This window comes from Oscillibacter valericigenes (assembly GCF_016902445.1).
Lineage (GTDB): Bacteria > Bacillota > Clostridia > Oscillospirales > Oscillospiraceae > Oscillibacter > Oscillibacter avistercoris.
This window is the reverse complement of record NZ_JACSNX010000003.1, coordinates 170361-184455: the sequence shown is the minus strand read 5'-3', so window position 1 is coordinate 184455 and position 14095 is coordinate 170361. Positions and strand designations below refer to the sequence as shown.

Annotated in this window: 14 protein-coding genes; 4 read left to right on the top strand and 10 right to left on the bottom strand. The window is 64.2% G+C overall.

Annotated features, from left to right (window positions below):
• Positions 1 to 73 precede the first annotated feature (73 nt).
• The 3 genes from H9X91_RS04440 to H9X91_RS04430 are packed head-to-tail and all read left to right on the top strand — an operon-like array spanning position 74 to position 3853.
• The gene (locus tag H9X91_RS04440; RefSeq protein ID WP_204802926.1) at positions 74 to 934 is read left to right on the top strand and encodes an ATP-binding cassette domain-containing protein; all 861 of its coding nucleotides are present in this window, start codon (positions 74 to 76) and stop codon (positions 932 to 934) included.
• Complete coding sequence (locus H9X91_RS04435) at positions 931 to 3114, top strand: M1 aminopeptidase family protein (RefSeq protein ID WP_204802924.1); 2184 nt, start codon at positions 931 to 933, stop codon at positions 3112 to 3114. Before H9X91_RS04440 ends, H9X91_RS04435 begins: the two co-directional genes overlap by 4 nt.
• Positions 3107 to 3853, top strand: coding sequence for a hypothetical protein (locus H9X91_RS04430; protein ID WP_204802922.1), 747 nt, complete (start codon positions 3107 to 3109; stop codon positions 3851 to 3853). Before H9X91_RS04435 ends, H9X91_RS04430 begins: the two co-directional genes overlap by 8 nt.
• Before the next feature lie 160 nt (positions 3854 to 4013).
• Here the strand turns inward: H9X91_RS04430 and H9X91_RS04425 are convergent, their stop codons facing one another.
• The 5 genes from H9X91_RS04425 to H9X91_RS04405 all read right to left on the bottom strand — a co-directional run bounded on the left by H9X91_RS04425 (position 4014) and on the right by H9X91_RS04405 (position 7773).
• Positions 4014 to 4793: an ABC transporter ATP-binding protein gene (locus H9X91_RS04425; RefSeq protein WP_204802920.1), complete on the bottom strand. Its 780-nt coding sequence runs from the start codon at positions 4791 to 4793 to the stop codon at positions 4014 to 4016.
• 1 nt (position 4794) lies between these two features.
• Positions 4795 to 5733: a glycine betaine ABC transporter substrate-binding protein gene (locus H9X91_RS04420; protein ID WP_204802918.1), complete on the bottom strand. Its 939-nt coding sequence runs from the start codon at positions 5731 to 5733 to the stop codon at positions 4795 to 4797.
• A 3-nt stretch (positions 5734 to 5736) separates the two neighbouring features.
• Positions 5737 to 6378 (bottom strand): ABC transporter permease, encoded by a 642-nt coding sequence (locus tag H9X91_RS04415; RefSeq protein WP_204802916.1) that lies wholly within the window; start codon positions 6376 to 6378, stop codon positions 5737 to 5739.
• A 6-nt stretch (positions 6379 to 6384) separates the two neighbouring features.
• Positions 6385 to 6996: a 4Fe-4S binding protein gene (locus H9X91_RS04410; protein ID WP_204802914.1), complete on the bottom strand. Its 612-nt coding sequence runs from the start codon at positions 6994 to 6996 to the stop codon at positions 6385 to 6387.
• Between the two features lie 114 nt (positions 6997 to 7110).
• Complete coding sequence (locus H9X91_RS04405; protein ID WP_204802912.1) at positions 7111 to 7773, bottom strand: LysM peptidoglycan-binding domain-containing protein; 663 nt, start codon at positions 7771 to 7773, stop codon at positions 7111 to 7113.
• 294 nt (positions 7774 to 8067) lie between these two features.
• Between H9X91_RS04405 and H9X91_RS04400 the strand changes: the two genes are divergently transcribed.
• Positions 8068 to 8400 (top strand): winged helix-turn-helix transcriptional regulator, encoded by a 333-nt coding sequence (locus H9X91_RS04400; protein WP_204802910.1) that lies wholly within the window; start codon positions 8068 to 8070, stop codon positions 8398 to 8400.
• A gap of 87 nt (positions 8401 to 8487) precedes the next feature.
• Here the strand turns inward: H9X91_RS04400 and megL are convergent, their stop codons facing one another.
• From megL to H9X91_RS04375, 5 genes are read right to left on the bottom strand one after another with little or no spacing between them, the layout of a single operon-like run.
• Complete coding sequence (megL, locus tag H9X91_RS04395; RefSeq protein ID WP_204802908.1) at positions 8488 to 9684, bottom strand: methionine gamma-lyase; 1197 nt, start codon at positions 9682 to 9684, stop codon at positions 8488 to 8490.
• A gap of 54 nt (positions 9685 to 9738) precedes the next feature.
• On the bottom strand, positions 9739 to 10920 hold the full coding sequence (locus H9X91_RS04390; protein WP_204802906.1) for an iron-containing alcohol dehydrogenase: 1182 nt from the start codon (positions 10918 to 10920) through the stop codon (positions 9739 to 9741).
• Between the two features lie 13 nt (positions 10921 to 10933).
• Complete coding sequence (locus H9X91_RS04385; protein WP_204802903.1) at positions 10934 to 11599, bottom strand: L-fuculose-phosphate aldolase; 666 nt, start codon at positions 11597 to 11599, stop codon at positions 10934 to 10936.
• 57 nt (positions 11600 to 11656) lie between these two features.
• A complete protein-coding gene (locus tag H9X91_RS04380) occupies positions 11657 to 13096 on the bottom strand; it encodes an FGGY-family carbohydrate kinase (RefSeq protein ID WP_204802901.1) in 1440 nt (479 codons plus the stop codon).
• 4 nt (positions 13097 to 13100) lie between these two features.
• On the bottom strand, positions 13101 to 14090 hold the full coding sequence (locus tag H9X91_RS04375; protein WP_204802899.1) for a 2-hydroxyacid dehydrogenase: 990 nt from the start codon (positions 14088 to 14090) through the stop codon (positions 13101 to 13103).
• Positions 14091 to 14095: the final 5 nt, after the last annotated feature.

Here is a 14095-nt window from a genome sequence, read left to right as displayed (position 1 = left end):
ATACAGTTCCCAAGACTTCTCCACACAGCCCTGGTATCCTTTCTCCATCCCAAGCAGAAAGGAACAAGGCAGCATGGAACTCAACATTCAAAACGTCAGTATGACTTATCCCAACGGAAAACAGGCGCTGAAGGGTCTGGGCCTGGACCTGAGATCCCCCAGCCTCATCGGCCTGCTGGGGCCAAACGGGGCGGGCAAGTCCACCCTGATGAAGCTGCTGGTGGCGGCTCTGACCCCCACCGCCGGGACCATCCTGGTGGATGGGCAGCCGCTGGAGAAGGCGGAGCGGCAGCTGAAAGCCCGGCTGGGGTATCTGCCCCAGGACTTCGGGTTGTTCGACGAGCTCACCGTGACGCAGTTTCTGGACTACATGGCCGCCCTGAAGGGGCTGAAGCAGCCGAAGGCCGCCATTCGAGCGGTGATTCAGGCCGTCAACCTGGAGGTAAAGGCCAGGGTCCCCATCCGCACCCTGTCCGGCGGACAGCGCCAGCGGGTGGGCATCGCCCAGGCCCTGCTGGGGGACCCGCCTTTTCTGATCTTTGACGAGCCCACGGTGGGTCTGGACCCGGAGGAGCGCATCCACTTCCGCAACCTGTTCTCCCGCACCGCCCAGGACCGGCTGGTGCTCCTCAGCACCCACATCATCGAGGATGTGCAGTCGGTGTGCGACCAGATCGTGGTCATCCACCACGGGCAGATCCGCTTCACCGGCACGCCGGAGCAGCTGATCGCGTCTGCCGCCGGCCATGTGGGCGTCTTTTGGGAGAAGGACGAGACACAGGAGCAGGGTCTCCATATCACCGCTCGGGTGAATACCAGTCAGGGCGTCCGCTGCCGGGCCGTGGCGGACCAGCTGCCGCCCTATGTCCAGGCAGAGGAGCCCACGCTGGAGGACGCCTACCTCTATCTGATCTCCCGGGAGGCGGCACAATGAAGACGATGCGGCTTTTCCCTTTGGAACTGCGGCGGCTGCTCCAGAGCCGCCTGACCTGGCTGATCATGGCGCTGACGGTCCTCTCCCCGGTGTTGGGGCTGGTGCTTTACAAGCCCGCCACATCCACCACCATGCTCTCCATGTATCTGGCCAACCCTGCCATCGCAGGGGGTGCGGCCGGGGCCATCCTCTTCGGCCTGCTGGCCATCTTTGAGCTGGACCGGGCCCGCCGCAGCCGGGTGGACATCCTCACCGACGCGGTAGTGTCTCCCCTGACCACGGCCCTGACGCGCCTGCTGGCCCTGCTTACCGCGGCGGTGCTGACCGCAGGCCTCACCATGCTGGTCTGGCTCCCCATCAGCGCAGGGCTGATCGGCTCCGTGTTCACCGGCGTAAACTTTCTGCTGGCCTATCTGCTGCTCATGGGACTGGCGCTACCACTGGGCATCCTGGCGGCGGCCGCCGCGTACCAGTTCACCCGTCGGGCGGACCTGTCCATCGTGCTGTTTATCGCCTTCTGCGCCCTGAGCCTGACGGTGTGGTCGGCAGAATGGCAGCTGTGCTGGCTCAACCCCTGTGTCTGGGCCCTGTCCGACGACTTCTCCAACTTCCGGGTGTTCCGGTCGGTGGCCTGGATGCGCCTCACCTGGCTGGCGGCCCTGGCCGGGGTGTGGACAGTCTCCTATCTCTGCATCCGGCAGTACGGAAAGGGTATTTTCGGCTCCCTGGCCCGGAGCGTGCGGCGGATCTACCGCCCGGCCGTTGCCCTGGCCCTGCTGGCCTGCTCCGGTACCGCGTATGCCGCCCAGCCCTTCATCGACAACAGCAACCCGGACCTGACGGTCATGTCCTTCTATGAGATCCCCTACGCCGAGGGCGTTACTTTCCTTAGCCGAAGCGCCCAGGTGTTCCCGGACACTGATGCCGGTACGGTGACAGGCCGGGCCTCCTACCAGTTCCAGAACACCTCCGGCCAGGAGCAGAGCATCTCCTTCGGCATCAACCCGGGCTACACCATCTCCAACGTCCAGGCCAACGGTACAGACGTGCCCTTCACAGTGAGCGACTACCAGGAGTACAATGAGGCCCTGCTGGAAGTCACCATTCCCGCTGAGGAGGAAGTAGAGTTAACTATGGAGTACAGCGGGTTCCCTCAGGAGAGTATGCCCACCATGCAGGGCGGCAAGGAGCTGAGCAGTGAATACCTCTGCCTGGAAAACTCCGCCCTCTCGCCCCGGGTGATGAATGTCATGCCCGGAGAGGCGGGCTATCCCACGACGATTGAGATCACCCTGCCCGCCTCCATGATTGCCATTCCCTTCAGTTCCAGCGAGGCGGAGGTAATCTCAGAGAACGCCGACGGCACCAGGACCTGGCGCTATGAGGCCAACAGCGCCGGCGGCATTCTGTATGCCGGTGACTATATTTGCGAGCAGATCGAGGCCGGGGGCATGACCATCGAATTCTACTACGGCCGCAAGCACCAGGCCGTCATGGCGGAGGCCGGGGCGGTAGACGCGGTGAAGGCCGTGGTGGACTACTGCACGGAGCACTATGGGAAGTTGTCCTACGGCACCGGGGATACTCTGAAACTGATTCAGAGCCGGGTGGCCGGCGGCGGCTACGCCGTGGACGGTGCCAGCCTGCTGGACGAGGCGGACTTTACTGCCGCCAATCTGGGCGACGTTCAAAAGGGCGGCGGCGCTGGCGAGGTAATGATCCACGAGCTGGTCCATCAGTGGTGGGGCCTGGGCAATATGTTCGATACGGTTGATTCTACCAGCCCCTGGTCCGCCGAGGGCCTGACGGTCTACACCACCTACCGCATCGTCAAGGAACTGTACGGCGAGGACTATGCCCGGGAGCACTATGTGGACCAGTGGCAGCAAGCGGTGGATGACTACTACCTGAACTACTATGTCCGTCATCCGGAGTATCTGGAGATGCTGCCGGAGAATGAGCAGTTGGCCATCTCCAACAGCTTGTCCCAGGTGCGGCAGTACAACGAGATGCCGCTGAAGATTTTGAAAGCAGAGCAGCTGGTGGGCGGCGAGGAGGCCATGGACCAGATCCTCCACGACCTGTTCAACCGGGAGCTGGATCCCATGTATCCCTATCTGACCTACCAGGAATTTTTGGATGCCTGCCATCTGACGGAGGAGGATTTGAACCTTGGGTAAGATTTTTCGATACGAGTGCCGCAGGCTGCTGTGGAACAAGTTTTTTATTGGATTGGCTGTTGTGCTGCTTTTATATGGGGCGTTTGTGCTGCATGCCGTGACCATTCTGGGTGTGGCTCACACCGCACCCTTCTCCCCCTGGAGCTTTGGGGACTACCTCTCCCGGATGATGCCCCTGCTGTGGATCGGGATGCTGTTCTTTTTGACCTTCTACACCTCTCCCCAGGCCCGGCGGACGGCGATCCTCACGGACGCCGCGCCCATGCCGCCCAAGCAGTACGTTTTAGTCCGGTGCGCCGCGGCCCTGACGGGAGGTGTACTGCTGAGCCTGCTGTGCATGGCAGAGGCAGCGGTGTTCTACGGCCGCATGTTCCGCTGGTACAGCTGGGGGAGCCTGCTGCTCCCGGCCCTGGTGACCCTTCTGCCGGCCCTGGTATTTGCCCTGGGGAGCGGATGGCTGCTGGGGCGGCTGCGGCCCTGGCTGGTGTATGTGTGGATGGCGGTGCCCTTCCTGCTGGCAGCCCTGTCTCTGCCTGAGGCCTTTGGACTGTGGAACGGCAGCTTCTTCACGGCCCATCCCCTGACCCTGGGCGTTCTGGACCCGGATTTCGTCCTTCCGGCAGCAGTCCTGGCCGCACAGCTCCTGCTGCTGATCGCGGGCATTTTGCTGCTGCAGATCGCATTCAGAGCGGCGGTGCCGCCCGGTGGAAGCATCACACGCCGCGCTGTCCGGCGATAAGGCAGATACCGGACCCCCGGCAGCGGAAAAGCGTGGACATCTCCCCGGATGTCCACGCTTTTTCCATGCTGACGGCTGCCGCTGCATGTGCGGATCTGCGCTCCGCATCGTTTCTCACGCCGCGCCGCCTGCCCCAGCCGGAGCGGACGGCAGCCGCAGCTCACAGCGGAAGACGTCGCCGCTGTAGAATCGAGTCTCTCCGCCGCTGGGGCTCCACCAGCTCCCGCACAAAGTCCGTGGCGGGATGGCGCAGGATCTCCTCCGGCTGGGCACACTGCTGTACGGTTCCTTTGTCGATGACCAGGGTGTGGGTGCCCAGCTTCAGGGCCTCGGCGATGTCGTGGGTCACGAACAGGATGGTGATGCCGCTCTCCCGGTGGATCCGAAGGATCTCCTCCTGCAGCTGGCCCCGGGTGATCTCGTCCACCGCGCCGAAGGGCTCGTCCATTAGCAGGATCTCCGGCCCCGCCGCCAGGGCCCGGGCAATGCCCACCCGCTGGCGCTGGCCGCCGGAGAGGGCCCGGGGGTACCGGTCTGCCAGGGCCGGGTCCAGCCCCACCTGCCGCAGCAGGGCGCTCACCCGCTCCCGCCGCGCCGGGCCCTTCCACCCCTCCAGATGGGAAATGGCGGGCACATAGGCGATGTTCTTCTCCACCGTCATATGGGGAAACAGGCCCACGCTCTGGATGGCGTAGCCGATGCGGCGGCGCAGTGCCACCGGGTCCGTCTTGGCCACGTCCTCCCCCTGGACCAGGACCCGGCCCGCATCCGGCGTGATGAGGCTGTTGACCAGCTTCAGCGCCGTGGTCTTGCCGCAGCCGGACCGGCCGATGATGGTCAGGAGCTCGCCGGGCAGCACGTCTAGGGAGAAGTTCTTTAAGGCCGGCTGTCCTCCATAGGACTTGGAGACTCCTTCAAACCGGATGATGGGCTCCGCCATGTCACGCCTCCAGCAGGCCCTTCTGGGTCAGGAAGTCCCGGGCCACGTCCTGCTCGTCCAGGCCCTCCACCTCCACCTGGTAGTTCAGGGAGGCCATCTCCTGATCGGTGAGAATGCCGTCCATCTGCAGCAGCACGTCCTCCAGGCTGGGGAATTTCTCCAGGGCGTCCTGCCGCACCACGGTGGAGCAGAAGTAGTTCACCTGCAGGTGCTTGTCGTCCGCCAGGGTCACCAGGTCTGTGTCGGGGTTTGCCAGCTGGGCATCGGTGGTGAAGGCGTTGGTCACGTCGATGTCGCCGCCGGCCAGGGCCTGATACTTCAGGCCGATGTCGATGTCCACCACGTCGCCGAACTCCAGGCCGTAGGTCTGACACAGGGCGCCGAAGCCGTCCTCCCGCTCGATGTAGTCCGGGTTGCCGCCGAAGGTCAGCTCCCCGGCTACCGCCGCCAGGTCGCTGGTGTCCTCCAGGCCATACTGCTCCGCGATGTCGCCCCGGACCGCCACGGTGAAGGTGTTGTTGAAGCCGTACATGCCCACCCAGGTCATGCCGAAGTTCTCCTCATACTCCTCTTGCAGCTGGGTGAACATCGCTTCATCGTCCACGCCCTCGGCCTGGTGGTCCAGCACCAGCACCCAGCCGCTGGAGGTGTACTCCGGGTACAGGTCAAACTCCCCTGCCTCCATGGCGGGCTGGATGTTGCTGGTGCCGCCGCCCACACCCTTGGTGATCTCCACGTCGTAGCCGGCCTGCTCAATGAGAAGGCCCAGCATCTCCCCCAGGATGTACTGCTCGGTCATGGGTTTTGTGGCGATGCGCACCGGCTCGCTGGAGGCGGTGTCCTGGCCGGCGTTCTCACCAGAAGTGGTGCCGCAGGCGGCCAGGGTCAGCGTCATGGCCAGGGCCAGCCCGGCGGAGAGCAGCCGTTTGAAACATTTCATGGTTCAGGATCCTCTCTTTTTGAAATAGCGTTCCAGCGCCCCCAGCGCCAGGTCGCAGACGATGGCCAGCAGGGCGATCAGGATGCTGCCTGCCGCCGTCATGGCCGGGTTGTAGATGGTGATGCCCCGGTAGATGGCCACCCCCAGGCCGCCCGCCCCCACGAAGGAGGCGATGCCCGCCACGGAGATGGTCATGACCACCATGTTCCGCACGCCCGCCAGGATCACCCCGGCGGCCATGGGCAGCTTCACCCGGAACAGGGCTTGCATCCGGGTGCTGCCCATGCCCTCCGCGGCCTCCAGGATGTCCGGGTCCAGGGAGGTGAGGCCCACATAGGTGTTGCGGACCATGGGCATGATGCCGTAGAGGGTCAGGGCGATGACGGCGGTCCGGTTGCCGATCCCGGTGAAGGGGATCAGGATCCCCAGCAGGGAGATGGCGGGGATGGTGTAGAGCACATTGCACACCCCCATCACCGGCGGGGCGAAGCGGGGATGCTGGGCGATCCAGATCCCCGCCAGCAGGCCGATGGTGCCGGACATGGCGATGGCGGCCAGGGCCAGGCCCATGTGGGCCAGCAGCAGCTCTCCAAACCAGTCCGCCCGCTCCCCGTACAGGGTGAAAATTTCCCGCAGAAGTTCCATTATGGGTTACGGATGCAGACGGCGGATGGCGTCCGCCGGGCAGTGCTCCACGCACCGGCCGCACTGGAGGCAGTGCTCCCAGTGGATCTGGTAGGGCGAGCCCGGAACGATGCACTGCTGGGGGCAGGCCTGGGCGCAGGCGCCGCAGCCGATGCAGCTGTCCGTGATCTCGAAGCCGTTGTGCTCCTCCTCGTCTCCGCCATAGGCGAAGGTCTCCCGGGAGATGGGATAGTGGAGCAGATCGAACCACTCCCCGTGGCCCTGGTAGATGTGAAAGGCGTCCAGGATATAGCGGCTCTCGCCGGGATAGACCTCATTCATGCCGGGGTTCTGCTCAAAGACCTTGTCCACCCAGGCCTTGTCCGCTACCCGCAGCCTGCCGGTGAATTTCAGGGACTGGCAGTCCGGGCACATGGCGGCCAGGGCGATCTCGCCGGTCTCCACCAGCTGCTTGTAGAAGGGCTTGCCCTTGGCGGTGACGATGTACATGCCGTCGTCCTCCGCCAGCATCACGTTGATGATCCGGGCCTGAGGATGGCCTTCTGCGTCCACCGTGGCGGCGGTGGCGATCTTCACCTGGCGGAACAGGTCCACGTACTTCTTTGCCTTTTCATTCATGATAAACACCCTTTCGTGACTCCGTTTTGCTGGCTCTATGGTAACGCTGGCGGCGTCTGCCGTAAAGTACGCACAATACTGTGGTATAGTTACCTGCCGGTAACGGTGGGTCTGTCAGAACTTGCCGTTGTCGTTCTGCCAGGTGGACGGGTCGGCGATGGTCTCCATCACGTCCCAGTGCTCGGCGATCTTGCCGTTCTCCACCCGCCACAGGTCGTAGTAGCTGGTAGGTGCGCCGCCGTAGGTGCCCTCGCTCACCGCCAGGACGTAGTTTCCCTGGGCCAGCACCAGGTGGGTCTCGTCGTAGACCATCTGGATGCCCTGCTGGGCCAGGGCGGACAAGGCGGCGTTCAGGCCGGATACGCCGTCGGCGATGGCGGTGTTGTGCTGGATGTAGTTCTCGTCCAGCAGGCGGGCGGCGGTCTCGGTGTCGCCGGTGGCGAAGGTACGGATGAGGGCCAGAGCCTTTTCCGTCCGGGTCATGGACTCCACGGCGGGCATGGTCTCCTCCGCAGGCGCGGACGGGGTGGTCCCCTCCCCGCTGCCGGGGATCTTCAGCACCTGGCCGGCGTAGATCAGGCTGGGATCGCGGACGGTATCCCGGTTGGCAGCATAGAGCTCGCCCCAGCGGGTGCCGTCTCCCAGCTGTTCCCGGGCGATCTTCCACAATGAGTCGCCCCGCTGGACGGTGTAGTCCGCCGCTGCGGCGGGAGCAGCCAGGGCCAGGGACAGGGCAGCCGTTACGGACAGGGCGCAGATCTTCTTGGTGTGCTTCATGATGCATTTCTCCTTTGAGATGTTGTTCGGCGGGGCGTTCCCCGTCCTTGTGACTGCATCATAGCCCAAATAAATCCTCTTGAAAAGTACGCACAATTTTGTAGGATAGGTACCGACCGGTAACTTTTTGGCAGTTACCAGCAAGAAACGATCGGGCCGTTTCAAGGCTTTGGAGGCCCCTTCCCCTGCCCGGAATTTTTTTCAAATCGCTGCGCTTTGCACTTGACGCCCCACAGGGCGGTACAGTAAAATCAGGATATACTACCAAAAAGAAACCGTCAGGAGGGATGTTTGATGGCAGCAGCGGCAAAGACGCTTCCGGCCTGCCCGGTGGAGACCACGCTGACGCTGATCAGCGACAAGTGGAAGGTGCTGATCCTCCGGGACCTGATGCCGGGGACGAAACGCTTCGGCGAGCTGAAAAAGTCCGTGGGGAACGTGTCCCAGAAGGTGCTGACTTCTCAGCTCCGGGAGATGGAGCAGAGCGGTCTGCTGATCCGCACAGTCTATCCGGAGGTGCCGCCCCGGGTGGAGTACACCCTGACGGACCTGGGCCGCAGCCTCAAGCCCATTCTGGATGCCATGCAGAGCTGGGGCGAGGCGTACAAGGCCGGTTCCGCCGGCTGACTGCGCCCGCCGTAGCCCCTCAGACCCGCAAAAAAAAGCCCCGCGCCTGCGGCGCGGGGCTCTTTTCCTTTTTCCTGGGCGGACAGCTCACACCAGCGGATCCAGCACGGACTTGAAGTCCGCGATGATGTCCTCCGGGTCCTCCAGGCCGATGCTGATGCGCACCAGGCCCTCGGAGATGCCGGCCACCTTCAGCTCTTCAGCGGTGTAGGTGGAGTGGGTCATGGTGGCGGGATGCTCTACCAGGGTCTCCGCATCGCCCAGGGAGACGGCGATGGTGCACAGCTGCAGCTTGTTCAGGGCTGCGGCAGTGGCCTCGCGGCCGGACTTGAGCTCGATGGCCATCATGCCGCCGGGCAGCTTCATCTGCCTGGCCGCGATCTCATGGCCCTCAAAGTCGTCCAGGCCGGGATAGTAGACCTTTGCCACCGCGGGATGGCCGTGGAAGAACGCCGCCACCTTCTGTGCGTTGGCGCAGTGGCGCTCCATCCGGATATCCAGGGTCTTCAGGCCCCGGGCCAGCAGGAAGGCGTCAAAGGGGCTCATGACGGCACCGGTCATGTCCTTCAGGCCGAAGCCCCGGCACGCGTCGATAAACGCCTTTTCGCCCACGATGACGCCGGCGATCACGTCGCCGTGGCCGTTGAGATACTTGGTGGCGCTGTGGACCACCACGTCTGCCCCCAGCTCCAGCGGGCGCTGCAGATACGGCGTGCAGAAGGTGTTGTCCACGATGACCCGGATGTCGGGGTTATAGTCGTGGGCGGCCTTGGCCGCTGCGGCGATGTCCACGATCTTCATGGTGGGGTTGCAGGGGGTCTCCAGATAGACCACCTTGGTCTTCTCCGTCAGGGCGGCCTTCAGGTTGGCGATGTCGGTCATGTCCACAAAGTTCGCCTTCACGCCGAACTTGGCCACGCCGTGGCTCAGCAGAGAGAAGGTGCAGCCGTACAGCGTGTCGCTGGCCACCACCTCGTCGCCGGCCGCCACGGAGGTCCAGATGGCGGCGGCAATGGCGCCCATGCCGGAGGCGGTGACCAGGGCCGCCTCACCGTTTTCCAGAGAAGCCAGCTTCAGCTCCACCGCGGCCAGAGAGGGGTTGCTCAGACGGGTGTAGATATATCCATCCTCCTGCCCGGCAAAGCGGGCGCCGCCCTGCTCCACGGAGGAGAAGGCGAAGGTGGACGTCTGATAAATGGGCGCGCACAGGGCGCCGGCGGCGTTCTCGATCCTGCCGGCGTGGATCTGACGGGTGGCAAAGCCCAGCTTCTTTTGTTCGCTCATGGTAGTGATTCCTGCCTTTCCAATGTTTCCAATACGCTCGTTGCTTCTGTTGTCTCAGTCTCTCAGTCCGGCGGCGATCTCGTAGATCTCCCGGATGGCGTCGCTGGTCAGGCCCACATAGCCGCCGGTGACGCCGTTGCCCACGTGGTTCATCTCCACCAGCTTGGGGATGTCCGCCGGATCGGCGCCGATTTCGGCAAACGTCAGGGGCATCCCCATGGACTTCAGGAACGCCCGGAAGGCCGCAATGCCCTCCAGCGCCGTCCGCCGGGGATCGGCGAAGTCCATCTGGCAGCCGAACACCCGCACCGCCATCTGTGCCATGCGGAGGCCGTCGTGATGGTCCGCGCAGTAGCGCATCCAGGCGGGCATGATCACCGCCAGGCCCGCGCCGTGGGCGCAGTCGTACAGGGCGGAGAGCACATGCTCCAGATGGTGGCTGTTCCAGTCCTGCTTGCGGCCCACGCCCATCATGTCGTTGTGGCAGACCATGCCCGCCCACATGATGTTGGCCCGGGCTCCGTAGTCGTGGGGATCCGACATCACCCGGGGGCCCTCGTGGAGCATGGTGAGCAGCACGCCCTCCAGCAGGCGGTCCGTCACCTCCACGTCCTCCGTGTTGGTGAAGTACCGCTCGAAGGCGTGGGCCATGATGTCCGTGACGCCGCATGCCGTCTGATAGGGCGGCAGGCTCTCCGTCAGGGCCGGATCCAGGATGGAGAAGCAGGGCCGCAGGCAGTCCGCCTCGGCGCTGTTCTTGTCCAGGGTCTTCTCATTGGTGATGATGGAGTCGGGAGACCCCTCGCTGCCGGAGGCGGCAATGGTCAGCACCGTGCCCACCGGCAGGGCCTTTTCCGGCACCTTGCCGGAGAAGAAGTCCCAGAAGTCGCCCTCGTAGGGCACACCGATGGCGATGGCCTTGGCGGTGTCGATGACGCTGCCGCCGCCCACGGCCAGCAGGAAGTCGATCCCCTCCTTCCGGCACAGGTCGATGCCCTCATACACCAGGCCGCTGCGGGGGTTGGGCTTGACGCCGCCCAGCTCCACCGTGTGGAGCCCGGCGCCGGTGAGCGAGGCAAGCACCCGGTCCAGCAGGCCGGACTTCTTGGCGGACTGGCCGCCGTAGAGCACCAGCACCCGGGAGCCGCCGAACTTCTTCACATACGTCCCGGCCTCCGCTTCCCTGCCCCGGCCGAATACAAAGTATGTGGGGCTGTAAAAGTCAAAATCGTTCATGGCCGCTTTCCTCTCAATAGCCCTTCTTGCCGCTGTTGGGCTGGCCGTAGGACTTGAACTTCTCCATGACCTGCGCCATCTGCTCGTCCGTCAGGACATTGGGCGTGCCGATGCACATAGCCCGATACTGCAGCTCCGCGATATACTCCATGTTGCAGGCCAGGCTGTAGGCGCTCTTGATGTCCTTGCCGCAGACCACCAGGCCGTGGTTGCCCAGCAGGACGGCGTCGCTCTCTCCGCAGACCTCCATGGCGGCCTCCGCCAGCTCCACCGTGCCGAACAGCCGGTAGGGCGCGCAGGGGATCGTGTCCACGCCGGCGTCGCCGATCACATAGTGGACGGCCCGGATGGGCTGGCCCAGTACGGCGAACGTGGTGCAGTACATGGAGTGGGTGTGGACCACGGCTCTGGCGTGGGGCTTATGCTTGTAAAAGGTGGTGTGCAGGGCCCACTCGCTGGAGGGCTTGCGGCTGCCGTCCACGATGTTGGCATCCAGGTCCGTGATGACCACGTCCTCCGGCTTGGTGGAGAAGTAGTCCATACCGGAGGGGCTGATGGCCATCAGGCCCTTCTCGGCATTGTAGATACTGATATTGCCGCTGGTACCGGTGCTCAGGCGATCGGCGCTCATTTTCTTGCCGTACTCGACGACCAGTTCTCTTTCCTCTTGCATCAGCATGGTGAAATGCCTCCTGTTTCTGTTTTTTCAGTTCCTGTTCACTTATGAAGAATGCCGTCAGCAGACGCCGTTGGCATGGTTCCGGTTTTCCAGCCACACCGGGTAATACCGGTGGATCAGCTGTTCTTTTCTGGGGGTATAGCGGATGGCAGTCCCATCCGCGTGAAGAGAGGGCTCCCCCATCGTCTCATCGCACAGCTGGATCAGCCCCTGGACCGTGGCCTGCTCAAAGCCCGGCCGCAGCACCAGCTCCCTTCCGGAGAGGTCCGCCAGCATCTGACAGAGCGCCCTGGACTGAAAGCCTCCCCCACATCCCAGAATAGCAGGGGCGCGATTTTCCGTCAAGTCGGAGAGATTCTGAAACTGCTCGTAAATGGAGCAGGCGATGTCCGCCAGCACGGCCCAGATCAGATCCACCCGGTCCACGCCAGCCCCCAGCGGGGACGGCAGGAAAAATCCGCCCTTCCGCAGGGAGCGCCGCTGGTAGAACAGCAGCGAGGAAAACGACGCCGTGCAGGCAAAATCCGTCTTCTGTTCATAGGCGGCCTCCAGCTCCTCGTAGGTCCAGTCGCCGTAAAGGTTCTCCCGGACCCGCTGGTAGTTCAGGCCGGTGACGCCGGGGTTCATCTCCACCTGGTACCCTTCGCCCCGGAGGTTGGCATCCGTCCAGACCCGCTGCCGGGGATCATAGAAGGCCTCTTTCATCAGGGTCACCACCGGCGAGGTGGTGCCGGAGACCACCGCGATGTCCCCCGGCCGGATTTCCGTCTGCCGCAGAGCGATCTGGGTGTCTGCCCCGCCCACGATGAAGACGGCGTCCTCCGCCATGTGCAGGGCCTCTCTCCATTTGGGGAGCACCGGTCCCAGCACGGCCCCGGCGTTCTCCAGGGGCGGCAGGATGGCAGGATCCACGCCGTAGGCCCGGCAGAGTTTGTCGGACCAGCGCCGCTCCCGGATGTCGTAGAGCTGGGACTCACAGGCCTGGGAGGGCTCCATCACCGTCCGGCCCGTGAAGATCTGACCGATCCACTCGCTGATGCTGGTGACCTGGCTGATCTTCTCATACAGCTCCGGGCGGCGCTGGCGCAGGCCCAGCAGCTTGGCGGCGCCGAAGTCCTCTGTGCACCACTTGCCGGAGAGGCGGTAGACCTCCTCCGGGTCCGGGACCTGGTCCATGAAGGACCGGCCCCGGTTATCGATGTTGGGCAGGCCGTAAAAGGCCTTGCCCTCCCGGTCCAGCAGCACGAAGCTCTGCCGGGCGCCGGCGGACGAGACGGCACTCACCCGGATCTCCGGATGGGCCTCACACAACTCCCGGCATCCCCGGAGGATCCGCTCCTCCCACTCCGCCGGCAGGAAGTACTGGGCGTCCTCATAGGCATCGTCCCGGTAATACGAATTTGTATAGGTGCGCATGTCCGAAATGGTGCCGGCGGAGTCCGCCAGGGCCACCCGGGTGTTGCCCGTGCCCAGGTCTACCAAGAGTACATGGCGCATGGGCTCACGCTTTCAGAACGTCCCGGTTGTAGACCGTGTGCTCCAGGTCCTCCCCCGCCAGCCACTTGTGCAGCCGGTCGTTCAGGATCCGGGACTGGTGGTCCGTCACCTCATAGGTGGCGCCGCAGATGTGGGGCGTCAGCAGCACGTTGGGGCACTTCAGCAGGGCCAGGTCCTTTTCCTCCGGGGGCTCCGTGTCCAGCACGTCGATGATGGCGCCGGCGATGGCCTCATCCCGCAGCACCCGCTCCAGGGCGTCGTAGTCCACGATGGCGGACCGGGCGGCGTTGACGAACAGCGCCGTGGGCTTCATGGACCGCAGCAGCGGCTCCGTGATCATGCCCCGGGTGGAGTCCGTCACCGGCAGGTGCAGCGTCACGATGTCGCTCTGGGAGAACACGTCCTCCAGAGAGGCCTTATGGTAGTGGCCCTGGTCGCCGGGGAGGAAGGGATCGTAGAAGGAGATCTGGCAGTCAAAGCCGTCCAGGATCTTGGCCACGGCGTGGCTGATGGCGCCGAAGCCCACAAAGCCCACCTTCTTGCCCTGGAGCTCGTTGCCCATCCACAGATAGTAGGGCGTGGTTCCGGTGACCCACTTGCCGTCCTTCACCCACTGGGTGGCGGGAATGGTCTTCCGCATGACGGTGAGGATCAGCCCCACCACCATCTCGGCCACCGCCTGGGTGTTGCGGCCGGGGGTGCAGAGGATGGGCACGCCGTGGCGGGTGCAGGCCTCCACATCCAGATTCGCCGGGGTCCCCCGGCAGTCGCCGATGACCCGCAGTCCGTCATAGCCGCTGAGGACCTTCTCCGTCACCCGGTCCAGCTCGGTGATCAGCACGTCCGGCTGCACCCGCCGCAGGTTTTCCAGCATCTCGTCCTCGTAGTACCGCTCGCCGGTGGCGGTCCAGGGCTCGTAGACCACCTCGTCGAACATCTGCCGCAGCTCCTGCAGGCAGTCCTCGGAATAGGGCGCACGCACATAGGCTTTCATATCGC